Origin of the sequence: Pseudovibrio japonicus (assembly GCF_014651595.1) — a bacterium.
Taxonomy (GTDB): Bacteria; Pseudomonadota; Alphaproteobacteria; order Rhizobiales; family Stappiaceae; genus Pseudovibrio; species Pseudovibrio japonicus.
In genome coordinates, this window is sequence record NZ_BMXE01000003.1 from 52,117 (window position 1) to 77,076 (window position 24,960).

The window sequence follows — 24,960 nt, forward strand, 5'->3', positions numbered from 1 at the left end:
TGATGAAAGAGCAATTACTGGAGTTTTTAGAGCCTGAAGAAGCCGTAGGTAACCTGTGGCATGATTATGCTTCAAGTCTGGGTGCTCCAGTGCACTACGAGGATATGGAGGTCGAGCTGGCTCAGGTTCGCACCTCCGTGCAAGTGGTGTTTCGCGGGTTAGGTGGTGAAGCGAAGGTGGAGATCAGCCAAGCTCCGGCAACCGCTTCAACCTACCGCATGCCTGTTAAACGCAAGCTCGGCAACGCGGCAGAGACGATCTTTCTGTCGGAGTTTGATGGTGAGCGTTTGAGACTTCCTCCGATTCTGGGTGTCTTCCCGGAAGCGGAAATGAACAGAGCCCATTACATCTGGCTTGCTGCCTTTGCGGCGAACTGCGATGTGCAGGAAAAGCCTGTTGATCCGTTGCAGGCGGATGTTCAGGCCCTAGCTTTGGCCAAGCAGGCGATTGAGCGTGTTTGGGAAAAGTGTGTTGGTCTGCAAGACTTTTTCCGTCAGTCCTGCGAATTTCTCTTACAAACCCGCAAGCGCCCAAGTCTTCCTGAGTGGGAAGCTGCGGTTGAAGCTATCGTGCTTGAGTTGCTTGGTGGGCCGCGGGCTGTGACCAGCACCAGTGCTACCATTCGCAAGGCGATGGAGTGTGTTGATGAGCGCTGGAAGCTGACTGCTCCGCGTGGATATTGCCCCTTTGCGCCGGTGCCTATCTGGGTTTCCAGTGAGTTGGTGAACGGCGAACGTGGTGAAGAGCGCTCTGATGAGCAGGCTCCGCCAACGCCGCAAGGTGCCAGCGCGACGACAAAACGCAAAGCAAAGCGTGAGAAACGTGAGCAGGCGGATCGTAAAGACAGTTTTATTCTACACCGGTTTGAGGCGATCCTCTCCTGGGTAGAAAGCATGAACCTCAATCGTAGTACGGATGACGACGAAGAGGAAAATGCGCAGAAAGCGGCTGATGATCAGGATTATATCAGCCTTTCGAAAAATCAGCGGAAAGCAGCGACACGGTTGCGCCTGCATCTGGACTTATCTCCAGAAGACGCCGACCACGAACGCCTTTCCGACAAATACACCTACCCTGAGTGGGATCATCGTCAGCGCAAGTTTTTGGATGACCATTGCCGCGTTCTTGAGAAGGATGCTGAGCCAGATTATGAGAGTGTGCTGCTGACGGACCCGTATCATAAACGCCGCATCCGGCAGGTGAAGCGCCAGTTTGAGGCGCTGCGTCCGAAGCGGATTATGCAGATGCGTCAGGCTGAGGGATCGGAACTCGATCTGGATGCCTTGGTTACAGCGCAGGTGGATCTCAAGGCATCGGGTTATGCATCCGATCGGATCTTCCAGGATGCGCGTGCTGTTGAGCGTGATCTTTCCGTCGCGATGTTGCTTGATACATCTCGTTCCACCGAGAGCGCGGTTGGCGATTCCAGTGTTATTGAGATTGCCGGTGCGGCCTTGGCAGCACTATCCGGCGGTATTGATGCCAGTGGGGATCATCTAGGTGTCTGGGGCTTCTCATCCCTGAAGCGGGATCGGGTTTTCATGAACAAGGCCAAAGGCTTTGATGAGCCAATGACCGATGAGGTGATCGCGAAGATTGGTGGCCTCAAGCCTTGTTACTACACCCGTTTGGGTGCTGCGATCCGGCATACCACCGCGCAGCTTGCCTTGCAGCAAACACAGCGGAAGCTTTTGCTTGTACTTACAGATGGAAAGCCAAACGATCTTGACCACTATGAAGGCATTCACGGCATTGAAGATAGCCATATGGCGGTTCGTGAAGCGCGCCGACAAGGCATGGCCGTTCATGGTGTGATTGTTGATGAGGATGGGCAGGACTGGTTTGCCCGGATCTTCGGCAAGGGTGGTTATACGCTGTTTCCAAATCCGGAGCGCCTGACACGAGCGCTCCCCGATATCTATAGAAGCCTGACAAGGGAGTATTAGATTATGAAGCTGTTTTACATGGTCCTGGGCTTTGTGGCAGGTCTACTGCCTTTGTCCGCAATGGCTGCAATTTCCGGATATCAGCGCCCGGTGCCCCAGCCGCAAAGCGCGACGGCTGAGCTTTGGTTCTTGCTGGCAACTATTATGCTTGTTGCTTCTCTCGTTGTTGTGCATTTGGTTGTGAAACGCAGATGAACGAAGACGAGCTCAGCAATCGCATCAGTGTCAGACGGTTGGCGCTCTACCTGTATCCGCTAGGGATCGGGGCCGTTGGCATCAACCTGTTCTTCCTGTCGCTGATTTTCTCGTGGGTCGGGCTGCCGGTGATGTCACCTTACCTTGCGATGGCTGGTGGCGTTGTATTCGGTTACCCGTTTGCTTATCCCTTCGCAAAACATATCCGATACCTCATGGATAAATCGGACGGATTACTGGACTGACTGTTGGATCTTTAGGTACTGGACGCCAAAGCGCGATCTGTTCAGATCGCGCTTTTTTTGTGTGCAGGTGTTTTGATTGGCACTTCTCACAATTCAGATGGGAAAGGTCTTGTGCGAGCATAGCTTTAGGACACTGGAGCTGTGTTGTGTTGCTTCTGGTTGGGATGTTTCTATTGGGAGAAACAACAGTTGCGTGCGCTTGCTGCCTGTACATTCTCCAATACTGTGAGGAACTGGCAGGGCATTTTGCTCGCTTGCCTTTGCGTGTGCGCGCTTTTTAGTGGGGCGTCGCTTGCACAGACCAATCGATGGCCGCAGGATCACCAGAGTTGGGATAGAGCGACGGGCGATTGGGGGGGATTTCGAACCAAGCTGAATGAGATGGGTATTGATCCGGAGCTGAACTACGCCCACGATCTTCTGGCGAACCCGGTTGGCGGTGAACGTCAGAGTGCTGCTTATTCGGGCTCCTTTATTGGTGGTGTTGATTTTGATCTGGATACGCTGTTCGGCTTGACCGGAACCAGCTTTAGTTTTGGCTATTATCAGGGGCTGGGACGGGACCTTTCGGGCGAGGACATCAATAACGTTATTGATGTGTCACAGATCTTTATTGGCGATGTCTTTGGAATTTCGCAGATTAACTTATTGCAGACACTTGCGAATGATCGGATCGAGATCGCTCTTGGTCGTCTCTCTGCCGGTGCCGATTTCGCGACCAGTGATGCCTTTGTGTATTATGTAAGTGCCGGGGTTAATCCCAATCCGCTTCAACTTCTAGAAAATCTTCCCTCATTCACCACACCGCCATTTAGTCAGTGGGGCGCACGCGGGACTGTCAGGGCTCTGGATTTTCTGAGTTTGTCGGTTGGGGCTTACAATGCCGATATCAATGCGCAAAACAACGACATGCACGGGCTCGTTTTCAAATTTAACCCTGAAGATGGTGTGCTGACCGTTGCCGAAGGTGAGCTCCAGGTCGGACAGGGCGAGGATAGTTCCTATCTGCCCGGGCAATACAGGTTTGGTGGTTACTTTGATACGAGTGATTACATGAGGTTTTCTGATCCAGAGCGGATAGTTGCCGGTAACTGGGGTTTATATCTTCTCGGAAATCAGATGGTTTATCGGGAACAAATGGATCAGGGGCTTAGTCTTTGGGGTTTTTTCTCGGTTGCGCCTCGACAAAGCATCAACTTATTCCCCTACAGCGCAAACGGCGGTGCCTACTATCAAGGCTTGTTTAATGGTCGGGATGGCGACATCACGGCGGGGGCTTTTTACCTTGGTGTTTTCAGCGATGACCTGCCGGGGCAAAGCTATGAGCTGGTGTTTGAATTGAACCATCGCTTTCAGTTTTCGGAGTGGTTCTTCACGACGGTGGATGGGCAGTATGTGCTCAATCCGAATGGTCAGACGGATATCCCGGATGCGTGGGTTGTTGGCTTTGAAATGTCCGTTGATTTTTGAGCGAAACAGCTTTGTTTTCGTACAAAACCGGCTTGTTTTTCATAGTGCAAATCACTTGCAAAATTGAACTGAAGATACCAACAAAAAACTTGGTGCAAATACCATGTGATCTTGATTTTTCTGAGGGTGAGAGTTGGTGTCGAGGTGTGCGGTGCCGATCAGGAAAACACTAGATTATTTCAGCTTTAAAATTGGCGGTGTTGTGCATGGATTTTCTCGTGTTCGCGGGAACACACTGAGCTCACAAAAGAAATAGCTAAATTAGTTTAGTTTGAAGTAGTTCGAGATATGGACAAAAGCTAAATCATCACGGAAATGTGAGAAGTAAAGTCGAGTTAAATGTAATTCTTGAGTTTTCAATACTAGTATTTCTCTCGAGCTACATTTGATTGCAATCAAAACCGAAAAGTAATCTCGCTGATATATTTTAATAAGTTCAGTTGAGAAGTTGATTCTATCATGCAAGAGCAGATGGAAAGGCGACGTTTTCTTGGTTTGTCCAAGTACACGGATGATGGTCTGTGTCCGCCTTACAGTATTGGCAAGTATGAGTTCTCGGAGGCATGTACCGGATGCGGTGATTGTATTTCGGTGTGCCCTGAAAAGATCCTTCGAATTTCTGAGCGGAGCAGATTGGCTGTTGTCGATTTCGGCAAGGGGTCCTGCAGTTTCTGTGGGGCGTGCGTCGATGCTTGCAAGGAGGGGGCGTTGGTGAAGACCGGTAAGGCTCCCTGGGCGATGAAAGCCGTCATCAGCTCCAACTGCCTGTCTTATCAAAAGATCGCGTGTCGGGCCTGTGCCGACTTTTGTGAGATGAGGGCGATCCGGTTTCATCCTGGCCTTGGTGGCCAGCAAACTCCTGATTTGGACAGTGAAGTGTGTACCGGATGCGGTGCCTGCCTTGTTGCCTGTCCCAACGGATCCATCGAAATGCGTGAAGTCAAACTCCAAGAGGAGGTTCTATGAACATTTGCGGCATTCTCGTTAGTTGCTTAGCGGGAAAAACCCAAGAGGTTTCCGAGATTTTGTCCGCCCTGCCGGGCGTGGAAGTTCATATCACCAATAAGGATACAAACCAGCTCGTCGTGACGGCAGAGGATACGGAAGAGACCTTTGCGGATCAGCAGGTGCTGGAGATTCACCGGACGCCCGGCGTCGTATCCGCTGCAATTACTTACCATCAATTCGAACCAAACACCGACCCTGACCTGAAGGCGGCCTAACGGGAGGCAAACCATGTCAATCACGGCATCTCGCAGAGATATTATAAAGTCAGCAGCGGTTGCAGCAACTGCCTCTGCAGCTGGTATCGCGTTACCAAAGTCCGCCGAGGCTCAGGGAAAAGCCTCCGACATTCGCTGGGACAAAGCTGCTTGCCGCTTCTGTGGTACGGGCTGCTCGGTTCTTGTAGGTGTGAAGGACGACCGCGTTGTTGCAACGCAAGGTGATCCAGATGCGCCGGTCAACCGCGGTCTGAACTGCATCAAGGGCTATTTTCTTTCCAAGATCATGTATGGCCAGGACCGCTTGAAGACCCCGATGCTGCGCAAGACCGGTGGGGTTTATGACAAGAATGGCGAATTTGAGCCAGTTTCCTGGGATGAAGCTTTCACAGTGATGGCTGATAAGTTCAAGGATGCGCTGAAGGAAAAAGGTCCAACGGCAGTTGGTATGTTCGGATCTGGTCAGTGGACCATCTGGGAAGGCTATGCCGCTGCCAAGTTCATGAAGGCTGGTCTGCGCTCTAACAACATTGACCCGAATGCCCGCCATTGTATGGCTTCTGCCGTGGCTGCTTTCATTCGTACCTTTGGTATTGACGAGCCAATGGGGTGCTATGATGATCTGGAGCATGCGGATGCGTTTGTGCTGTGGGGCGCGAATATGTCCGAGATGCACCCGATCCTGTGGTCACGTCTTACCGACACCCGCTTGACCAAGCCGGGCTGCGAAGTTCACGTTCTTTCCACCTTCGAGCACCGTAGTTTTGAACTTGCTGACAACGGCATGGTGTTTACGCCGCAGACCGATCTGGTGATCCTGAACTTCATCGCCAACTACATTATTGAAAATGATGCGGTGAACTGGGACTTCGTCAATAAGCACGTCAACATCACCAAGACTGCTACTGATATCGGGTATGGTCTGCGTCCGAATGATCCGCGTGAGCAGGAAGCTGAAAATGCCGGGTCTGGCAAGATCTCCAAGATTGAGTTTGAAGAGTACAAGAAGCTCGTTTCCAAATATACGCTTGAGTATACGGAGGAAATGTCCGGAGTTCCTGCAGACAAGCTTCTGAAACTGGCGCAGATTTATGCTGATCCAAACAAGAAAGTGATGTCGCTTTGGACCATGGGCTTCAACCAGCACTCACGTGGTAGCTGGGTCAACAGCCTTTGCTACAACGTGCACCTGCTGACTGGCAAGATTTCCGAGCCCGGCAATGGTCCGTTCTCTTTGACAGGACAGCCGTCTGCCTGTGGTACAGCACGTGAGGTTGGAACGTTTGCGCACCGTCTGCCGGCAGACATGGTGGTCAAGAACCCAAAACACCGTGAGATCTGTGAGACGGCCTGGAATGTTCCCGAAGGAACCATTCCTGAGAAGCCAGGGTTCCATGCGGTTTTGCATCACCGGAAGCTGAAAGATGGTGATCTGAACGCCTATTGGGTTCAGTGCACCAACAACCTGCAAGCCGCGCCTAACATGAATGAGGAAGGCTGGCCGGGATATCGTAATCCTGAAAACTTCATTGTTGTTTCCGATCCATACCCAACGGTTACAGCTCTTGGTGCTGATCTTATTCTGCCAACTGCCATGTGGGTGGAAAAAGAAGGGGCCTATGGTAACGCCGAGCGTCGAACCCAGTTCTGGCGTCAGCAGGTGAAAGCCCCGGGTGAAGCCAAGTCTGATGTGTGGCAGGTTATGGAGTTTTCCAAGTACTTCAAGACCGAAGAGGTCTGGCCTGAAGAACTGCTTGCCAAGAAACCCGAGCTGCGTGGCAAGACCCTGTTTGAAGTGCTTTATGCAAATGGTGTGGTCGACAAGTTCCCGGTATCACAAGTTGCTGAAGGCTTCAATAACGATGAATCGGAGGACTTCGGCTTCTACGTCCAGAAAGGTTTGTTCGAAGAATACGCTGGGTTCGGTCGGGGCCATGCGCACGATCTTGCGGACTTTGATACCTACCACAAAGCGCGTGGTTTGCGTTGGCCTGTGGTGGATGGCAAGGAAACGCTTTATCGCTTCCGCGAAGGTTATGACCCTTATGTTCCAAAGGGAGAGGGTGTCCGGTTCTACGGCAAGCCAGATGGCCGGGCGAACATCATCTTTGCGCCATACGAGCCGCCAGCAGAAATGCCGGACAACGAGTATGACCTGTGGCTGTGTACCGGTCGCGTGCTGGAGCACTGGCATACAGGTTCCATGACGCGGCGCGTTCCGGAGCTTCACAGAGCGTTCCCATCTGCTGTTCTGTTCATGCATCCGCAAGATGCTCGTGAACGTGGTCTGCGCAGAGGGCAGGAGGTCTCCATTTCCACCCGCCGCGGCGAAGTGCTGACACGTCTGGAAACACGAGGGCGTAACAAGGTGCCACGGGGCCTGGTGTACATGCCGTTCTTCGATGCAAGTCAGTTGGTCAACAAGCTTACCCTTGATGCGACTTGCCCGATTTCCAAGGAAACGGACTTCAAGAAGTGCGCTTGTAAAGTGGAAAGCGCATAGGGCAACCCTTAGGGCAGCAATGGATAAGAACCATGTCTGATCTCAAAAAGACAGGCCTAAGCAGTGCAAAGCGTCGTCAGTTTCTTGGCGACGCAGCCCGCACGGCGTGTGGCTGTGCTGTTGCTGCGACGTTTCTGACGGTTTATCAGGCGCAGGCGAAGGCTTTGCCTGCTGATGCCATCAGACCGCCGGGGGCTCTTCCTGAAGAGGCGTTCTTGGGTGCCTGTGTGCGGTGCGGGCTGTGTGTTCGTGATTGTCCCTATGACACCCTGAAGCTTGCCGAGCTTGGTGAAACAGGTCCGGCAACGGGAACACCATATTTTACTGCCCGCGATGTGCCTTGCGAAATGTGTGAGGATATTCCTTGCGTTGTTGCCTGTCCTACAGGGGCGCTGGATCATTCTCTCACCAATATCGATGATGCCGATATGGGTGTGGCGGTTTTGATTGACCAAGAAAACTGCCTCAATTTCCTCGGTTTGCGTTGTGACGTTTGTTATCGGGTTTGCCCGCTGATTGATGAAGCGATCACACTCGAAATCACGCCAAACACGCGGACCGGGAGCCACGCGGTCTTCACACCAACCGTCCATGCAGATGCCTGCACGGGCTGCGGAAAATGTGAGCAGTCCTGTGTGTTGCCGGAAGCTGCCATCAAGGTTCTTCCTCGCCGCATCGCCAGAGCGGAAAGTGCCGAGCACTACCGGCTGGGTTGGGAGGAGAAAGCCAAGGCCGGAAATGCATTGGTGCCGGGCATGATTGATCTGCCTGATCGTATGCCGGATGCAGGTGCCTTTGAGCCCGTATTCCAGCCGGAGAAGGGGCAGCCATGACCACACAATCCTTAAACACGGCTGTATCATCTCACAGGAGGAAAGGCTGGGTGCTGCGCAACAGATTCTTGTTGCTCAGACGCAGTACCCAGTTGCTCATTCTGGCTCTGTTTCTTGCAGGTCCATGGGCTGGCCTCTGGATTGTCAAAGGAACTCTAACCTCCAGTATGACGTTAGGCATCCTTCCTCTGACAGATCCGTTTTTGTTGTTACAGACAATGGTTACTGGGCACTGGCCTGAACTGAGCGGGCTAATTGGCGTTGCCATCGTAGTTGGCAGTTATGCCGTCTTTGGTGGCCGGCTGTACTGCTCATGGGTTTGCCCCATGAATGTGGTGACGGACAGTGCCAACTGGCTGCATCGCAGGCTCGATCTGAAAAAGGGCTGGCAGCCGAAACGGCAGACCCGTTACTGGGTTCTGGCCATGGCTTTGCTGGTTGCTGCCGGATCGGGGTCTCTTGCTTATGAGCTGGTCAATCCTGTGACCCTGCTTCACCGGGGACTGGTGTTTGGCATGGGGTTCGCCTGGGCTGCTGTGGTGATGGTGTTCTTGTTCGACACCTTTGTCTCCCGGCATGGCTGGTGCGGGCATCTTTGCCCAATGGGTGCGGTTTACGGCCTGCTGAACACCAAGAGCTTGCTTCGGGTTTCTGCGCGAAACCGGGAGGACTGCGATGATTGCATGGACTGCTTCGACGTTTGCCCTGAGAACCATGTGATCTCTCCGGCACTGCGAGGCAGAGGGGACGATACCCCACTGATTTTAAACAGAGACTGTACGTCTTGTGGTCGCTGCATTGATGTCTGTGATCTGGACGTTTTTGGTTTCACCCATCGTTTCGATACTCAACTTATTCAACCTACTTCAATCGAACCGGGCCCCCGCGTTCCGGTCACGACCAAAGCTATGGGAGGTCACAAATGAAAACGGGAGTGCCTTGGAAGGCTATCACCATTATGGCGGTTTTGAACCTTACCGGCTTTGCTGCCTTGGGTGCGCATGCAGAGGGGGTAAAGTCTTTGCGGGGTGTACAGGTGGATGAACCTGTCTTCGTAGAGCCAATTGCCCGCCCGCAAAACACGCGGGTGAACCGTCAGTTCCGCCAGCAGCCACCGTTGGTGCCGCATAAGACTGCTGCCTATCAGGTGGACCTGAAAGTGAACCAGTGCCTGACATGCCATGACTGGACCAATGCAGGTGAGAAAAAAGCACCAACACTGTCCATGACACACTATGCGGACCGGGAAGGACGCCAGCTGGACCGGGTTGCCGGAACACGCTGGTTCTGCACGCAGTGCCACGTTCCGCAGGTTGATGCCGAGCCGCTCGTGCAGAATGAATTTGCTCCGTCAAGCAAACGCTAGATGGCAGTCTGACTGGAGGAAATAGATATGAGCAATCAAGGCGCAATTCCCAGTAAGGACCAGCAGCCGGGTCTGATCAAGCGGTTCTGGCGTTTTCTGAGGCACCCGGCAGCGACAATTTCTGCAGGGGCTCTGTTGCTGATTGGTGTTGTTGTGGGCGTGGCTTTCTGGGGTAGTTTCAACTGGTCCATGGAAATGACGAATACCGAGGAATTCTGTATTGGCTGTCATGAGATGGAAGCCAATGTTTACTCGGAGTATACCGAGACAGCACACTACGCGAACGCATCTGGCGTGCGGGCGACATGCCCTGACTGCCATGTGCCCAAGGAGTGGGTGCATAAGGTGGTTCGTAAGGTGCAGGCATCCAGAGAGCTTTACCACAAGGCTCTGGGTTCAATTGATAGCCCCGAGAAGTTTGAGGAGAAACGTCTCGCACTGGCTACTAATGTCTGGACTGCAATGAAGAAGACAGACAGCCGCGAGTGCCGCAACTGTCATGAGTTCAACTCCATGGACTTCGTTCTTCAAGAAGGCCGTGCGTCTGCCGCTCACTCTGATGCATTCAAAGAGGGTAAGACCTGTATTGATTGCCATCAGGGTATCGCGCACAGCCTGCCAGCCAATGCACTAGAAGCTTACAAAGAAAACGTTTCTGCTGTTTACGACTAGGTTTTAGGTTCAAATCTGAGACTACAGAGCTGCCCACCTATGAGTATTCTTGAAGGTGGGCAGCTCTTTTTGTTTCTTCTGGGCTGGTTTCCCTAATACTCGGGTATGGTCTCCCTGCAGGCACCCCCCTACCATTCGGCCTGCTTGCTGATGGGGTGAAGGGGAACTTTGAATGCGACTTCGTTTGGTTCTTGGGGATCAGTTGAGTTTCGCTCTCTCTAGTCTGGAAGACGTGCAGCCGGGGGATGACATCATCCTGATGGCTGAGGTGCGGGAAGAGGCAACTTATGTTCGTCATCACAAGAAGAAGATTGCGTTCCTGTTCTCAGCTATGCGGCACTTTGCGGAAGAGCTGACCGCTCAAGGGCACTGCGTTGATTACGTGCGCTACGATTGCGCGGAGAATACGGGGAGTCTGTTTGGTGAAGTGCGCAGGATGGTGGCGGCTCGCGCGGTGACTGAAGTTGTTGTGACGAAGCCCGGAGAGTACCGGCTTTTGCATGACATGGAAGACTGGGGGAGGCGGCTGGGCATACCGGTGGAGCTGCGTGAGGATGACCGGTTCATATGTAGCTGCGACGACTTTCAGGCGTGGGCGTCTGGCCGGAAGAGTTTACGGCTGGAGCATTTTTACCGCGAGATGCGGCGGCGCCATATGATCCTGATGGATCATGAGCAACCATTGGGTGGGCAGTGGAATTTCGATCATGACAACCGCAAGCGTGCGCCGGAGGACTTGGAGGTGCCGGCTCCGTACTTTGCAAAGCCTGATGCAATCACGGAGGAGGTGCTGGCGCTTGTTTCTGAGCACTTCTCTGAGCATTTCGGAGATCTGCAGCCGTTTGCTCTGGCGGTTACCCGTAAGGAGGCGCTTCAGGCTCTGGACAGGTTTGTGGTGGAGCGTCTTGGCAAATTCGGGGACTATCAGGATGCTATGGTGCAGGACGAAGCCTGGATGTTTCACAGTCACCTCAGCTTCTACCTGAATTGCGGTTTGTTGCTGCCGCTTGAGTGTGTGCGTGCTGCCGAGAGGGCGTATTTTAAAGGGATTGCACCGCTGAACTCGGTTGAGGGTTTTATTCGGCAAATTGTGGGGTGGAGGGAGTTTATTCGCGGGATCTACTGGCTTTCTATGCCAGACTATGCTGAGGCAAACTATCTGGAGGCTTCACGGGATCTGCCTGAGTTTTACTGGAGTGGTGAGACGGAAATGAACTGTTTGCGCCAGTGCATTCAGGAGACCAAGAGGAACGCATATGCCCACCACATTCAGCGTCTGATGGTTATTGGGAACTTCTCGCTGCTTGTGGGGTTGATGCCGAAACAGGTGAGTGAGTGGTACCTATCGGTTTATGCCGACGCCTATGAGTGGGTGGAGCTGCCCAATGTGATGGGCATGATCCTTTTTGCAGATGGTGGATTGTTTGCCTCAAAACCTTATGCAGCCAGTGGGGCCTACATCAACAGAATGTCGAATTACTGCGATGACTGCTGCTATTCTCCTACCGCTAAGAGCGGGGAGAGTGCGTGTCCCTTCAATTATCTTTACTGGGATTTCTTGGCGCAAAACGAGGGGAAACTGAGAGGCAATCCAAGAGTCTCAATGGTGTACCGCAGCTGGGACAAAATGGATGCCGCCCGGAAGGAGGAGGTCAGACGCGACAGTCGCCGGTTCCTTGCGCAACTTGATACGAAGCATGCATAATCTGATATCAAGCTAGTGACGTATAGGAATCAGTTGGGGGGCGTTATGTCAGAAAATAAAAAGCTTGTATGGATTATTGGGGCGAGTTCCGGGATCGGGGAAAGTCTTGTTCCGTTGTATGCGGGTGCCGGATGGCGGGTAGTGGTTAGTGCGCGTAATGAGCAAAAGCTGCAGGCGCTTGCTCAGGATAATGAGAATACCGAGAGTGTGCCACTTGATGTGACAGATGGAGCACAGGTTGCTGCGGCTCTTGATCGTTTTCAGCAAAGGGATGAGGTGCCGGATCTGACAGTGTTTTGCTCAGGTATTTACTATCCGGGTGGTATCAAGATGCTGACAGAAGAATTCAGTGTTGCTTCCATGGATACAAATTATCAGGGCGCTGTGCGGGTGATTGCCGGGTTGTTCCCGTTGCTCAAAAAGAAAGGCTCAGGGCATATCGCAATCATCAGTTCGTTGAGTGCTTATAGCGGTCTTCCTAATGCAGTCTGTTACGGACCAACGAAAGCGGCGCTGAACAACCTGTGCGAGAGCTTGAAGCCCGAGTTTGATAAAGCGGGACTTCACCTGACGACCATTAATCCCGGCTTTGTTAAAACGCCGATGACGGATCAGAACAAATTCCCCATGCCGTTTATTGTGACCGCAGAGCATGCTGCACAGAAAATCTTTAAAGGACTTCAAACACGTAAATTCGAAGTATTCTTTCCGTCTTTCCTTGGGTTTGTCCTGAAGTTCCTGCGCGTCCTGCCATACGCTCTTTATTTCCCAATTGCCAAAAGGATAACGAAGCAATGACCGACAAAGCGGACCTGAACACAGCAGCGCGGAAGTATGCCGCTTTCTTTGAACAGGTTACGCTGGAACGTGTGAAAGACGTTCATGAGCTCATCAGCGATGATGTGCACTTCATTGATCCGTTTAATGATGTCAAAGGCCGGGCCAATTTCGAGAAGGTCTTTGACAAGATGTATGAGGATGTGCAGGAGCCGCGGTTCAAAATCCTTGATCTGGCATGGTCGGGTGATCTTTGCTTCATGCGCTGGGATTTTGCCTGCAAGCAAAAGACGCTCGGCAACTGGAGTTTCCGAGGTATCTCTGAAGTGCATTTTGATAAGGATGCAAAGGCTTGTGCGCACTACGATTATTGGGATGCTTCGCGGCATTTTTACCGCAAACTCCCTGTTATCGGTGCGATTATCAGGTGGGTTGCCGCGCGCGCTGCGATCTAAGTGTCTTTGTTGGGCCGGACTGGCTCAACTGTCGCTGATTAATGCGGCTTTTTAATTTGAAAAAGGCCGACATCGATTGTGCCTTGTGCAAACCCTGCCTCGCAATAAGCCAGATAATAGTGCCACATGCGCTTGAAGCGGTTATCGTAACCGAGCTTGGCTATCTCCGGCCAGTTCTGGAAGAAGGATTTCCTCCAGATTGCCAGAGTTTGCTCATAGTCAGCGCCGAAGAATTCCTGCGTCACCAATTCCAAATCTTGTTGCTCGATCTGCCGTGCAAGCTCACGCGGTGAGGGAAGCAGCCCTCCCGGGAAGATATAGTGCTGGATGAAGTCAACGTTCTTGCGGTAGGTGCGAAACTTGTCATCAGCAATGAGGATTGACTGGATCACCGCTGTTCCACCGGGTTTCAGGCGTGCTTTCAGTTTTTCGAAATAGCCGGACCAATTTTCTTCCCCGACCGCTTCGATCATCTCAATGGAGACGATTGCATCGTATTGACCCTCGGTTTCGCGGTAGTCCCGTAGTTCCAATGAGGCACTGCCTTTTGTTTGCTGCGCCTGAAGTCGGGCTTGAGCGAATTTGAGCTGTTCCTGTGAGAGCGTGATGCCGTGCACATGGCGTCCTGCTTGACAGGCGTGTTCGGCAAAGCCGCCCCAACCGCATCCTATTTCGAGGATTTTCTGATCGGGCCGAGTCTGTGTCAGTTGCAAGACGTGCGCATATTTTCTGCGCTGTGCTTGTTCCAGTGTTTCATGCTTTTGAAGCTTGTAGGCGGACGAGTAGGTCATGGTCTTATCCAGCCACTGACTATAAAAGTTATTCCCAAGATCGTAGTGGTACGCGATGTTGCGTTTACTTCCGCTCAGTGTGTTTGAGTTTGCCAGATGACGCAGGCGTGCAATTGCTCTTGATAGAGTACCGCGCTGTGAGGTCGACTGAATGACGTGTTTGTTGGCAACCAATAAGTCGAACAAAGAACGCAGGTCGTTGCATTGCCAATCTTCTTCCAGATATCCTTCTGCCAGCGCGAGTGAACTGCCAGAGAGAAGCCTCCACAAAAGGCGGGTGCGTAAGATCGTTACGGTCACAACCGGACCAGTACCTGACTGGTTGCCATAGGAGAGCATTCGTCCATTTGGGAGGATTATGCCCAGATGGCCCTGTGTGAGGTTAAGGAGCAGACGGTCCAGCAAGGTTTTCCAAAGCTTGGAAGAGAGATCCAGCTCTGTCATCTCCGCGCTGGGCAATGGGCTGAGGGAGGGGGGGTCTCTAAGTGTCATGGGTCTCTCCCTGAGTTTTTCTTGCTGTTTTGCCAGGGCAAATTGTGTGCATGCTGGTGACGATGTCAGCAGGCGGTGGTGGCCGTTTGTAAAAGCGGGCGCCTTTGATCCAGAGCTTGAGCGCTTCAAAATGGATCAATCCAAGGACCTTTGCCGAGACCTGAAAGTATTGCAAGGCAAGCTTCAGGAGACGTCCGGTTGTGGCCTGTTTCTGCTTTCCCTGAAAACTCGCGGTTAGGACAGGAGCATTGCCTTGTGTCAGACGGATAATGAGCGAGACATGATCCGTGGGGGGGCGAACAACGAAGTTGTATTGTCCGGAAAGATCAATAAATGGAGATACATGGAGGTTTTTGGGACAAGCGTGGCGGAAGACCTGTTGGGTGCCCATGGATTGCGATGGTGTTATTTTGATCGCGTAGTGGTGCATATCTCCAAAGGTGTTTCGAACCTGATAAAGAATGGCTTCCAATCTGTTCTTTGAATAGCAGTAGAACACACTGATTGGATTGAAGGCGCTTCCCATAAATCTAGGGTAAGCGAGCAGTCGTATCTGTTCGGGAACGTCGGTTATCTGCGCCTGTTGCAACATGTCTTCCACATAGCCGCGCAACGAAGTGTGGCCTGATTTCATGTGGTCCGTAGGGTAGAAGCTGAACAGGTTGAAGCGATCAACGGAGAGCAGGGGAGACATGTGGTCCACGTTCTGAAGGCGGTCGATATCGATTAGGAAGCAGACCGCTTTGTAGTTGAGGTTGTGTTTGATCCGGTCATGACGACAGTGCACGACCTTGCCTTGATAGATCGTGAGTGGTGCGCTGATGGAGTGCTGCTGACGTCCTGTCAGGATCATTCGGCGGCCTCCCGCTGGTTTTGCAGATGCCAGTTGTCCGGCAATCCTATGCGGCCATTCGGGCTGTCGCAGTTCCACGGGCGCTCGACGTCGCCAAGTGCTTCGGCCACAGCCAATCCGGCCTGCAACCCATCTTCGTGGAAGCCATAGCCGAGATAAGCGCCGCAGAACCAGGTGCGCCTTTCGCCCTGAATTTGCCAGAGCTGCCTTTGAGCGGTCAGGGATGTCTGATCGAAGACAGGGTGCGAATACTGGAAGGTGCGTAGTATGGAGCCTTCAGCTGGGTGGTGGCAGGGATTGAGCGTAACAAACAGATCCTCATTGGTATTCAGGTTCTGGAGTGCATTCATCCAGTAGGTAACGCAGAGTGCATTGTTGCCCATCTTGTTGCCAATAAAGTTCCATGCGGACCATGTTGCCTTGCGTTTAGGCATGAGGGACTTGTCGCGGTGCAGGATCGCGATGTTACGCTGATACCGGATGGAGCCAAGAATTTTCCGTTCTGCGGGGGTGGCATCTCCTTCCTCATTCAAAATTGCGAGGGCCTGATCGGCGTGACAGGCCAATACAACGTGGTCGTATGTGGTTCTTTGATTGTTTCTGGAATGGATGGTGACTGATCCAGGCTTGCGCCGAATATCTGAAATACAGGCGTTCAGGATGACATTGCCGGAGATTTGTGAAGCCAGTTTTTCAACGTAGTTGCAGGAGCCGCCGGAGACAGTGCGCCATTGTGGTCGGTTGCGCAGTTGCAAGAGGCCGTGGTTGTTGCAAAAGCCTATGAAGGTGCTGAATGGGAATTGAAGCAGTTGCTTTGGAGGCATAGACCAAATGGCTGCTCCCATGGGCAGCAGGTGCTCGTCGATGAAGGTTGCTGAGTAGCCGTTCTGGTTGAGATAGCTGCCCAGTGTCGTTGACTGGAAGCTGTCATCCTGTGCATGCCTGGGAGCTTCAGTGTAAAAGCGAAGCGTCTGCGAAATCATTTGAAGGAATTCTGGGCGCAGTGCATTAGACTTTTGAGCGAACAGACCTTTTAGGCCGGTGCCGGAATATTCGCGTGTTCCTCGATCCAGTGAAACTGCAAAGGACATCTGAGTTTCATTTGTTCGGACACCCAGGTGATTGTAGAGTGCAGTGAGATTGGGATAGGTTTTTTCGTTGTAGACGATGAAACCTGTATCTACGGAGACTTGATCCGCACCGACTTTTACGTGTTGCGTATTCGCATGACCGCCAAGGCGATCATCCTTCTCGTAAAGGTCCACATGATGGTTTTTAGAGAGAAGCCAAGCTGCGGATAAACCTGAGATTCCACTCCCAATAACTGCGATTTTCATAGCTTTCATCCAATCTAATGTTTCTCTTTTTAGGAGCGTTGATTGGAAACGGATCACCTTAGACGGGAAAAAGTGATCCAATTGACAAGCTGTTTGGTAAAAAGGACATGTGACACAACCCAGCGGTTTGTAGAGCGATGGTTACAATGCAGCTTCAGAATAATGATGGTGACAGTGAAAATTGCCCGACTTCCGCGGAGTTGAGCGCTTTGCTCCAGACTCTTGGAAAGGATCGTTCCCGGGAGATTTTCCGCGAGCTCTTCGAGTTTTTTGCTCCTCGGCTTAAGACTTACTTTCTGAAAGGTGGAGCGACCTCTGAGCTTTCGGAGGAATTGATTCAGGAAACTTTTGTCATTGTCTGGCGGAAGGCGGAGATGTTTGATAGCCGCAAGGCGTCAGCGTCGACATGGATCTATACGATTGCCCGTAATCTGCGGATAGACCGTTTTCGTAAAGAACGGCGGTATCTTTACAAAGACGATCAGTTTTTTGCCAATGAGATGGTCGAGGAAGAAACGCAGCTTGATGACCACCATCAAACTCAGTTGAGTGAACGGGTGAAGAAAGTCCTTCCCCTTTTGCCAGCGGAGCAATCCACCATCATCAAACTGGCGTTTTATGAGGATGCCAGTCACTCGAAGATCGCCCAGCAACTGGAGCTTCCGCTTGGAACGGTTAAATCCCGGATGAGACTGGCACTGGCGCGATTACGTAAACTTTTGGAAGGGGTGGACTTATGATCAACCATCACCTCAGCGATGAAATTCTTTGGGCTTACGCCACCGGATCTCTGCCCGCTGGGCATGCCTTGCTTGTCTCCTGCCATCTGGAGCTTTGTAGTGACTGCAAATCCCGCTTAGGTGAGGCCGAAGCGCTTGCAGGCGCAATGCTACAGTCAACCGAGCAGCAGAAACCCTCTGACGACATGTTTGATCTTCTCATGGCGCGGGTGGAACAGGAAGCGCCAGTGCCCGCAGCTGCCTTTTTGAATGAACCGAAACCTGAGAAGGGGGTGCCAACGGCGCTTTGGGATGTGTTGGGTCACGGCTACGATGCTATCAAGTGGAAGATGGTGGGGCCGGGGATCCGCCAGTTCATTTTGCCGATTAAGCCAAGCGAAGGTGAATGCGCACGGTTGCTGAAACTGTCTCCCGGATTTGTGACGCCCGAGCACTCGCACCACGGGTCAGAAATGACGCTGGTGTTGCAAGGCTCGTTCAGTGATGAGACTGGGCGTTACAAGATTGGCGATGTACAGGAAGCCGATGAGCATGTACATCACCAGCCGGTGGCGGATACGGAAGAAGATTGCATCTGCCTTGCTGTGACAGACGCACCTCTTGATTTCAAAGGCTTCCTGCCCAAACTGCTTCAGCCGCTTTTCCGGATTTGACCGGAGTGAGTGCTCGTGTGTCCAACTATGCGATATGGTTGGATAATGCAGGCACGCTTAGGCGCTGCCGCGGATGACCAACTGGGGCTCTACCACTACAGACATTTCCTGCTGATCCAGATTGGCAAGGCGTGCCTCAAGCGTCTCCATGAGGTTCTGAACGATTTCGTCAATCGGATTGGTTGCTGCGGTTAGGTCAAAGCATGGCCAGGAAGCCATTGGCATGTTGTCTGATCCGACAATGGCCACATCCTCCGGAACACGCAGGTTGAGTAGGGACTTTGCAGCATTTAAGGCGCCCAATGCTGCAGCGTCGGAAACGCAATAGAACGCATCAGGCGGGTTGTCGCTTTGCAGCAGGTTTAGGGCGATTTGCATGCCGCTTTCGAAGTCGAACTTGGTTTGAGAGATACTGTGAGGTTGGAGGCCGGCTTCCTGCAGGGCTTCGAGATAACCGTCGCGGCGACCGGTGTCTGCTGTGAACCCCTTTATGCCACCGATGTAAGCGATCTTTTTGCATCCACGCCGGACCAGGTGCCGTGTGCCAAGCAGGCCACCGCTTTTGTAATTCAGCCATACACAGTCCGCACCTTTTATGACTGGGCCAAGTCCGGTGTAGATGAGTGGTACATTCATTTGCTTGCTGTTTTCAATGGCCTGCGGGTCAACGGTGCCTGCGCGCACAATGGCGGCGGCGACTGGATACATCAGCGCTTTTCCGAGTGTTTCGGCAAGGTTCTCCTGGTCTTCGGAGCGAATTTGAAGGGCCCATTTCCCGCGTTTTTGCAGGGCGGTGGAGAGGTGGTTGAAGAAGTCCTTGTCGTAAATTCCATCCGTGTTGCCAACGACAACAGCGACGAGATCTGATTCTTGTTTGATGAGGGAGCGTGCAAGCGCGTTGGGCCGGTAACCCATTTCAGCAGCGACCTTGAGAATGTGATCGCGTGTTGCTTTGTTCAGGCGATTCTCTGCGGTAAACGCGCGGGAGACAGCTGAGGCAGAGACGCCAGCGGCACGTGCAACATCTTTACCTGTCAGTCTTTTCATCGGTTCTTACTATCTCGAATAATTGTCATTTTAACTTCACGGAAGCCTCCTAAAAGACCTCTATTGCAATCGATTGCCAAAACTCATAGCATAACGCTTTGGTTGCTGAAAAGGGGGGCAAGTTTCAGGAATGGTTGGCGTAGGAATTGAAATCGAAAAGCTTTGCGTTGGGTATGATAAGACTCGTGTTCTTCATGACATTGATCTTGAAATCAACTCTTCCGAGTTTGTTGCGTTGCTGGGATCATCCGGCTGCGGCAAGACAACTCTCCTGAAAAGTCTATCCGGTTTCATCAAACCCATGTCAGGGGAGATTCGCGTCAACGGGAGTAATGTCGCGCAACTGCCCCCAGATCAGCGCAATATGGCGATGGTGTTTCAGAGTTATGCACTCTGGCCGCATATGACGGTTCGTCAGAATATAGGCTATGGTCTAAAGCTGCGCGGCATGGCGAAGGAGCAGATCAATCGTAAGGTTGATGAACTGCTTGTGCTGCTGGGCCTTGCTGACTTTGGGGACCGCAAGGTGCCAAACCTGTCTGGTGGGCAGCGTCAGCGTGTGGCGTTGGGGCGGGCGCTTGCTGTTGATTCTCCAATTCTGCTGCTGGACGAACCACTTTCCAACCTGGATGCGCGGATTCGCTTGTCCATGCGCCATGAAATCCGTTCGCTACAGCAGCGCATGGGGTTGACGGCGGTGCATGTGACCCATGACCGGGAGGAGGCCATGGTGATGGCGGACCGCATTGTTATTCTTAATGGGGGCCACATTGCGCAGGTGGGAACACCGCTGGAGGTTTACGAGCAACCAAAGTCCAATTTTGTGGCGACCTTTATGGGCGCGGAAAACGAGATTTCGCTCACTGTAGAGCGAGCGAATGGGACTTTGAGCATTGCAGAGCAGGAGGCCGTTAAGGCTGCCAGCTTGAGCGTTTCAAACGAGATTGGTGATGGAGGTGTGAACTGGCAGGCGACGACTGCCGGATCTGCCTTGGGGCGTTTCCGCTCCAGTGCAGCTCATCTGCGTGCCGATGAAACCGTACCAGAGGGGCATTTGGCTCTGGCCGGTAGGGTGACACAACTCAGCTATCCGGGGGGGGTATTTCGCTACGAAATAGAAAGCGCCGGGCAGCTCTACATGATCGACGATCCTTGTCGATATGCAGTTGGCGATGTGGTGACAATCTGCGTGCCAGCTGGTGGGCTTCACCTTTATTCCGAGGCGGCCTGACACCTTTAAACGTGAATAGAACTTTTTCTCAACGAAATTAACTCAGGAATTTGAGTGATGACACTTAAGTCAGTTCTTACAGGTGCAATCTCAGGTGCTGTGATTGCAGTTTCGATGCCTGCGTCTGCTGAAACCCAGTTGAACGTGGTTACCGGCGGTTCCCAGAACATGGTTGAATATGTGACCGATTATCTGGGCCCACTTTTTGAAGAATTACATCCTAGCGTGAAAGTTCGCGTCACTGGAACCGGTCCGGGAGATGCCGGTTCCCAGAAAATCTTGGAGAAGCTCGAAGCGCAGTCTGCTGCAGGCAAAGAGCAGTGGGACATCGACGTGATTGTTGCTGCCCAGAAGAAAACCGGAGAGATGAAGGAAAAGGGTCTTCTGGCTGATTTCCGTGGCAACATTGAAACCGGAAAGATGGTCACGCGCGAAACGGCTGAAAATGCACTGGGCGTTTATGTGGGTGGCTACGTGATGCCTATGTTCCATAGTCAGACTGCGATTGCCTACAACCCAGCTTTGGTGCCAAACCCGCCAGAATCATATGATGAGCTGCGCGAGTGGGTGAAGAAGTATCCAAAACAGTTTGGCTACAACGGCATCAAGAACGGTATGTCAGGCGTCGCATTTGTGACGGGCTGGATGTACACCTACTCAGGTGACGCGAAAACTCTGCAAAACGGCCCATATGACACTGCCAAAAAAGACAGTTGGGCTGACGCTTATGCGGGTCTGAAGGCGTTCAATGAGAATGTAACCTTCACTCCGGGCAATGCGGGCACTCTGGATATGCTCAACCGCGGCGAGATCGTCATGGGTCCGGTTTGGGTTGACATGTTCTATTCCTGGCAGGCTGATGGCCGTATTCCACCAAACCTGAAACTGAAGCTGATTGCTCCGGGTATGCCTGGTCAGCCTTACTACTACGCAACACCTGCAAAGGCGACGAACAAGGAGTTGGCAGAGAAGTTCATTGAGCTGGCAACCAGCCCTGAAGTGCAGGCAGAAGGCATTGTGAACCGCTTTAACTGGTATCCTGGCATCGATGCTGATCATGTCAAAGCGTCTCTCGACGAGAAAGTCTGGAACAAGCTGTTCACTGACGTGACCCCGCTGGAACTGGCTCAAAAAGGTAAGCCATTCCCGATTGGCCCTTACTTTGATGACATCAAAGAAGGCTATGAGAAGCAGGTTTCTAACTAAGCAAATAAAAAAAAACTGGGAGGGGCAGAGGTCTCTCCCGGCATGTTTGGTTTTGGTGAGAGGTGGTGTCCATGAGTGGACAAAGTATGTCAGTTGGGCCGGGTCGGACGGGGGCGCTTTTGCTTGTTGCTCCCGCTCTTTTAATGATCGGCTTTTTGTTTGTTTATCCCTTCGGGTATTCTGTGGTTTCAGCCTTCACAGACAATGGCGAAGGCAGCTGGCATATCGCCAATTTCACTAAGGCCATTGAGTTTTATTCCAAAGACATCCTCTTCACGATTGTGATCGTCAGCCTGTCTACCGCAATCATCGGCATTTTGGCCGTTGCTATTGCTGGTTATCTGACACTTGGCGAGAACCCGACTGCGGTTGCGATCTTAAAGTGGCTGTACCGTTGGCCGCTGTTCATTCCGTTTATTGTAAGCGCACAGTTGATGCGGACCTTTTTGGCAAAGAACGGGATGATGAATAATATCCTCACCAGCTCTGGTATCATCGAGCCGTTGGCTGCTCAAAGCTATCTGGACTGGCGCGGGATTGTGATCACCTTTGTGTGGAAGCAGACCCCGTTTGTGGCGCTACTCGTTGCAGGTGCGATGGCATCTATCGACCGGACTACTATTGATGCTGGCCGTATTTTTGGTGCATCCCGTCTGCGCATTCTGATTGAACTGGTGGTTCCACAGATTGCGACTACGCTAATGGTTGGGCTGATCCTGTCTTATGTGGTGATGCTTTCTGTTCTTTCCGTACCGCTTATGATCAACGCGCAGTCTCCGACCATGCTGACTGTTGATATGGCGTGGCGGATCAATTCCTACGGCGATTATGGTGTCGCCAATGCACTGGGCATTATGTCCTATCTGTTTACCGGGGTGGTTGCGTGGTTCTATCTGCGTCAGAGCCTGAAAGATAAGGGGGCTTAAGATGGTTGCGGCTGCTCTTTCTAACAACTGGGTGCGTACGGTCACTCGCGTTCTAACCATGAGCCTGCTGGCTTTTGCGATTTTCGGCCCGATCACCAACATGCTTTTGTGGGCGGTGGCTGAAGTTTGGTACTTCCCTTACAAGCTGCCGCTGGAATACGGTTTTTCATTCTGGGAACGTGTTTTCCGGCCTGAAGGGAATGCAACCGAAGCACTGTTCTCAAGTATCTGGATTGCGCTGTTGACTGTGGTCGTCAGCCTCGCGATTGCTATTCCTGCCGGTTACGCCTTAGCGCGTGGCAAAATGCCGTTTCGATACCTGATCATGCTGCTATTTCTGTTACCACAAGCCTTCCCTGCAGTGGCGGTGCACATGAATGTGGCACGGATTTTTTACGGTCTGGATCTCACGGGATCAGTCGTGGGTGTTGTGTTAGTTCATGCCAGTCAGGGGCTTGTTTTTTCAGTCTGGATTGCGACCGCTGCGTTTGCTGCAGTTGACGCGGAGCTGGAAGCTGCTGCACGGAACATGGGGGCAGGGCGCTGGCGAACATTTGTTGATGTGACATTGCCGCTTGCTCTGCCGGGTATCATGGCGAGTGCGATCTTCGTCTTTCTGATTTCCATGGATGAGTTTACCGGAACCTATTTTGTTGGGGCGCCGGACGTAGTGACATTGCCGATGTTGCTGTTCACTTCAAGCATGGAAGGCAACTACCAGATTGCATCGATCTCTTCGCTCATCCTGCTGGTGCCGTCAGTTGGCTTCATGTTGTTTATTGAGCGTTTCCTGAAAGCGGATGTACTGGCAAAGGTCGGAAACTGATTTAGCCTCCAACACCAAGTGCTGAAGTCAGTCCTTAAAGCGCTGGCCTTCCGTTTCTCACAGCTGCGCGCGCAGGGAATGCTCCTTGTGCGTGCAGCTTTTTTTTGTGTAGCTGATGGCCTCAGGGGGATTAATGGTGAACCTACGGTTCTATGCGCTTGAGTGAGATTCCGCAGATCTCCGGGTCGCCATTGCAACAATTGTTCACCAGGTAAGAAATAAGCTCGCCCATCTCCGTGATCTTGACCGAGTAGATCAGGTGACGGCCATCACGCCTGTACTGGAGTAGTTCTGCGTTCAGAAGAATGTTGAGGTGGGAGGACAAGGTATTTTGTTTTTGCCCGAGCTCTTCAGCAATCTTTCCCGCAGGCATACCAGCTTCGCCCGTTGACATGAGGGTGCGGAAGATCTTCAGGCGTGTGGACTGGGCCAATGCGCCAAGCATTTTCACGGCGCGTTCGTCGTCAAGCGACGGGATATTTTGACTTGTCATCGAGGTAATTTCAAAGCACTCCGGTACTGTGTGTGAAGGATGAAGCTAATTATCAAACAAGGCTATCTCTTAGCTCGCTGTGCTGTACTCAGGCTATTTTATTGGCTGCTTTCGTAGATTCATTAGCTCTCAACGAGAATGGATAGCGGGTCACTATCAACTTTTCTATTGCCAAATATAGCATACTTCGATACATCCACATATATCGATATATTACCTATCTGTAGGGAGTGAGCAAAAACTTGTCCTACTTTGGGGATGGAATAGTCCCCATGCTTGATCCAGCGAAAGATAGGAACCGCCACATTTAAGTTGGTACCTTTGGGGCACAGAGCCCGTATTATCAAGCCAAGCAAATATCCGCTTTTCATTTCTATTTATGCAACAAAAACAACGTCAGACTCCGTTTTAATTTTGTCCTGTAACGACGAATGAAAAGGAAAAACCATGCGTTGCAGAAAACTTGTAGACATAGGCCGTCGGCAGTTTCTAACCGGTGGTGCTGTTGCTGCGGCAGCCAGCGCCACCGCTCTCCTGCCCACGACTACACAGGCTCAGCAAATGCCTATACGGGCACGACTGGATTACCCTTCTGAAATGCTGGCAAACATCGCTGAGCTTACGGAAAATGTGCCTCTTGATGTTGCTTATCCCGATGACTTTGCGCCGGGTGTTTTGGTGAAATTTGGTCGGGCTGTTGAAGGTGGGGTGGGGCCGGATGCGGATATCGTTGGTTTCTCAACCATATGCCCGCATAAGGGTTTTCCGCTGATCTATGATGAAGATGACAGGACCTTTAGTTGTCCCGGACACTATTCGCGTTTTGACCCTGAAGCAGGCGGAATGCAGATCTGGGGGCAGGCCACTCAAAACTTACCCCAATACATCCTGAGGGTCGAAAGCAACGGCGATATCTTTGCGGAAGGTGTCGATGAGCTGCTCTATGGCCGCCTATCCAACATGTTTTAAGGGAAT

Annotated in this window: 26 protein-coding genes; 21 read left to right on the forward strand and 5 right to left on the reverse strand. The window is 52.1% G+C overall.

All coding sequences use genetic code 11. The features are described 5' to 3' along the window. The first annotated feature begins 2 nt into the window (after positions 1-2). From IE076_RS08815 to IE076_RS08880, 14 genes are all read left to right on the forward strand, one after another. Positions 3-1,946 (forward strand): nitric oxide reductase activation protein NorD, encoded by a 1,944-nt coding sequence (locus IE076_RS08815; protein ID WP_189436425.1) that lies wholly within the window; start codon positions 3-5, stop codon positions 1,944-1,946. A gap of 3 nt (positions 1,947-1,949) precedes the next feature. Next, a complete protein-coding gene (locus IE076_RS08820) occupies positions 1,950-2,141 on the forward strand; it encodes a hypothetical protein (protein ID WP_189436937.1) in 192 nt (63 codons plus the stop codon). Further along, a complete protein-coding gene (locus IE076_RS08825; RefSeq protein WP_189436426.1) occupies positions 2,138-2,386 on the forward strand; it encodes an NnrT protein in 249 nt (82 codons plus the stop codon). The genes IE076_RS08820 and IE076_RS08825 overlap by 4 nt, the downstream gene beginning before the upstream one ends. Before the next feature lie 381 nt (positions 2,387-2,767). Next, on the forward strand, positions 2,768-3,856 hold the full coding sequence (locus IE076_RS08830) for a carbohydrate porin (RefSeq protein WP_189436427.1): 1,089 nt from the start codon (positions 2,768-2,770) through the stop codon (positions 3,854-3,856). Between the two features lie 471 nt (positions 3,857-4,327). Then, the gene (gene napF, locus IE076_RS08835) at positions 4,328-4,822 is read left to right on the forward strand and encodes a ferredoxin-type protein NapF (RefSeq protein WP_189436428.1); all 495 of its coding nucleotides are present in this window, start codon (positions 4,328-4,330) and stop codon (positions 4,820-4,822) included. After that, on the forward strand, positions 4,819-5,079 hold the full coding sequence (locus IE076_RS08840; RefSeq protein ID WP_189436429.1) for a chaperone NapD: 261 nt from the start codon (positions 4,819-4,821) through the stop codon (positions 5,077-5,079). Before napF ends, IE076_RS08840 begins: the two co-directional genes overlap by 4 nt. Positions 5,080-5,092: 13 nt before the next feature. After that, positions 5,093-7,582 carry a nitrate reductase catalytic subunit NapA gene (gene napA / locus IE076_RS08845; RefSeq protein ID WP_209008986.1) on the forward strand — a complete coding sequence of 830 codons (2,490 nt, stop codon included), beginning with the start codon at positions 5,093-5,095 and terminating at the stop codon, positions 7,580-7,582. A gap of 32 nt (positions 7,583-7,614) precedes the next feature. Next, on the forward strand, positions 7,615-8,415 hold the full coding sequence (gene napG, locus IE076_RS08850; RefSeq protein WP_189436430.1) for a ferredoxin-type protein NapG: 801 nt from the start codon (positions 7,615-7,617) through the stop codon (positions 8,413-8,415). Further along, positions 8,412-9,341, forward strand: coding sequence for a quinol dehydrogenase ferredoxin subunit NapH (napH, locus tag IE076_RS08855; protein ID WP_189436431.1), 930 nt, complete (start codon positions 8,412-8,414; stop codon positions 9,339-9,341). The genes napG and napH overlap by 4 nt, the downstream gene beginning before the upstream one ends. After that, the gene (locus IE076_RS08860) at positions 9,338-9,781 is read left to right on the forward strand and encodes a nitrate reductase cytochrome c-type subunit (protein ID WP_209008987.1); all 444 of its coding nucleotides are present in this window, start codon (positions 9,338-9,340) and stop codon (positions 9,779-9,781) included. Before napH ends, IE076_RS08860 begins: the two co-directional genes overlap by 4 nt. Positions 9,782-9,808: 27 nt before the next feature. Then, a complete protein-coding gene (locus tag IE076_RS08865) occupies positions 9,809-10,453 on the forward strand; it encodes a NapC/NirT family cytochrome c (protein ID WP_189436432.1) in 645 nt (214 codons plus the stop codon). 172 nt (positions 10,454-10,625) lie between these two features. Continuing rightward, on the forward strand, positions 10,626-12,158 hold the full coding sequence (locus IE076_RS08870) for a cryptochrome/photolyase family protein (RefSeq protein ID WP_189436433.1): 1,533 nt from the start codon (positions 10,626-10,628) through the stop codon (positions 12,156-12,158). A 45-nt stretch (positions 12,159-12,203) separates the two neighbouring features. Then, entirely contained in the window at positions 12,204-12,956 is a 753-nt protein-coding gene (locus IE076_RS08875; protein ID WP_189436434.1) for an SDR family NAD(P)-dependent oxidoreductase, read from the forward strand. After that, positions 12,953-13,390, forward strand: a complete 438-nt coding sequence (locus tag IE076_RS08880; RefSeq protein WP_189436435.1) for a nuclear transport factor 2 family protein — start codon at positions 12,953-12,955, stop codon at positions 13,388-13,390. The genes IE076_RS08875 and IE076_RS08880 overlap by 4 nt, the downstream gene beginning before the upstream one ends. Positions 13,391-13,428: 38 nt before the next feature. On the opposite strand, the gene IE076_RS08885 is transcribed toward IE076_RS08880, so the two are convergent. Genes IE076_RS08885 through IE076_RS08895 form a run of 3 tightly spaced genes read right to left on the reverse strand, consistent with a single transcriptional unit; the run spans position 13,429 to position 16,863 of the window. Beyond that, positions 13,429-14,673: an SAM-dependent methyltransferase gene (locus IE076_RS08885; RefSeq protein ID WP_189436436.1), complete on the reverse strand. Its 1,245-nt coding sequence runs from the start codon at positions 14,671-14,673 to the stop codon at positions 13,429-13,431. Beyond that, positions 14,663-15,526 carry a DUF1365 domain-containing protein gene (locus tag IE076_RS08890; protein WP_189436437.1) on the reverse strand — a complete coding sequence of 288 codons (864 nt, stop codon included), beginning with the start codon at positions 15,524-15,526 and terminating at the stop codon, positions 14,663-14,665. The genes IE076_RS08885 and IE076_RS08890 overlap by 11 nt, the downstream gene beginning before the upstream one ends. Then, positions 15,523-16,863, reverse strand: coding sequence for an NAD(P)/FAD-dependent oxidoreductase (locus tag IE076_RS08895; RefSeq protein ID WP_189436438.1), 1,341 nt, complete (start codon positions 16,861-16,863; stop codon positions 15,523-15,525). Before IE076_RS08895 ends, IE076_RS08890 begins: the two co-directional genes overlap by 4 nt. Positions 16,864-17,009: 146 nt before the next feature. Here IE076_RS08895 and IE076_RS08900 point away from each other — a divergent pair, with 146 nt between their 5' ends. Together IE076_RS08900 and IE076_RS08905 are read left to right on the forward strand one after the other, a co-directional pair. Further along, entirely contained in the window at positions 17,010-17,603 is a 594-nt protein-coding gene (locus IE076_RS08900) for a sigma-70 family RNA polymerase sigma factor (RefSeq protein ID WP_189436439.1), read from the forward strand. Next, positions 17,600-18,256: a ChrR family anti-sigma-E factor gene (locus IE076_RS08905; protein WP_189436440.1), complete on the forward strand. Its 657-nt coding sequence runs from the start codon at positions 17,600-17,602 to the stop codon at positions 18,254-18,256. Before IE076_RS08900 ends, IE076_RS08905 begins: the two co-directional genes overlap by 4 nt. A 57-nt stretch (positions 18,257-18,313) precedes the next feature. Here IE076_RS08905 and IE076_RS08910 read toward each other — a convergent pair whose 3' ends face one another. After that, on the reverse strand, positions 18,314-19,303 hold the full coding sequence (locus tag IE076_RS08910) for a LacI family DNA-binding transcriptional regulator (RefSeq protein WP_189436441.1): 990 nt from the start codon (positions 19,301-19,303) through the stop codon (positions 18,314-18,316). 130 nt (positions 19,304-19,433) lie between these two features. Between IE076_RS08910 and IE076_RS08915 the strand changes: the two genes are divergently transcribed. The 4 genes from IE076_RS08915 to IE076_RS08930 all read left to right on the forward strand — a co-directional run bounded on the left by IE076_RS08915 (position 19,434) and on the right by IE076_RS08930 (position 23,492). After that, entirely contained in the window at positions 19,434-20,534 is a 1,101-nt protein-coding gene (locus IE076_RS08915) for an ABC transporter ATP-binding protein (RefSeq protein ID WP_189436442.1), read from the forward strand. A 57-nt stretch (positions 20,535-20,591) separates the two neighbouring features. Continuing rightward, complete coding sequence (locus tag IE076_RS08920; RefSeq protein ID WP_189436443.1) at positions 20,592-21,740, forward strand: ABC transporter substrate-binding protein; 1,149 nt, start codon at positions 20,592-20,594, stop codon at positions 21,738-21,740. Positions 21,741-21,811: 71 nt separating this feature from the next. Next, positions 21,812-22,666, forward strand: a complete 855-nt coding sequence (locus tag IE076_RS08925; protein ID WP_244649646.1) for an ABC transporter permease — start codon at positions 21,812-21,814, stop codon at positions 22,664-22,666. A gap of 1 nt (position 22,667) precedes the next feature. Then, the gene (locus tag IE076_RS08930; protein ID WP_189436444.1) at positions 22,668-23,492 is read left to right on the forward strand and encodes an ABC transporter permease; all 825 of its coding nucleotides are present in this window, start codon (positions 22,668-22,670) and stop codon (positions 23,490-23,492) included. A gap of 142 nt (positions 23,493-23,634) precedes the next feature. Here the strand turns inward: IE076_RS08930 and IE076_RS08935 are convergent, their stop codons facing one another. Beyond that, on the reverse strand, positions 23,635-23,985 hold the full coding sequence (locus IE076_RS08935) for an ArsR/SmtB family transcription factor (protein WP_189436445.1): 351 nt from the start codon (positions 23,983-23,985) through the stop codon (positions 23,635-23,637). 447 nt (positions 23,986-24,432) lie between these two features. Between IE076_RS08935 and IE076_RS08940 the strand changes: the two genes are divergently transcribed. After that, complete coding sequence (locus IE076_RS08940) at positions 24,433-24,954, forward strand: arsenate reductase (azurin) small subunit (RefSeq protein ID WP_189436446.1); 522 nt, start codon at positions 24,433-24,435, stop codon at positions 24,952-24,954. Positions 24,955-24,960: the final 6 nt, after the last annotated feature.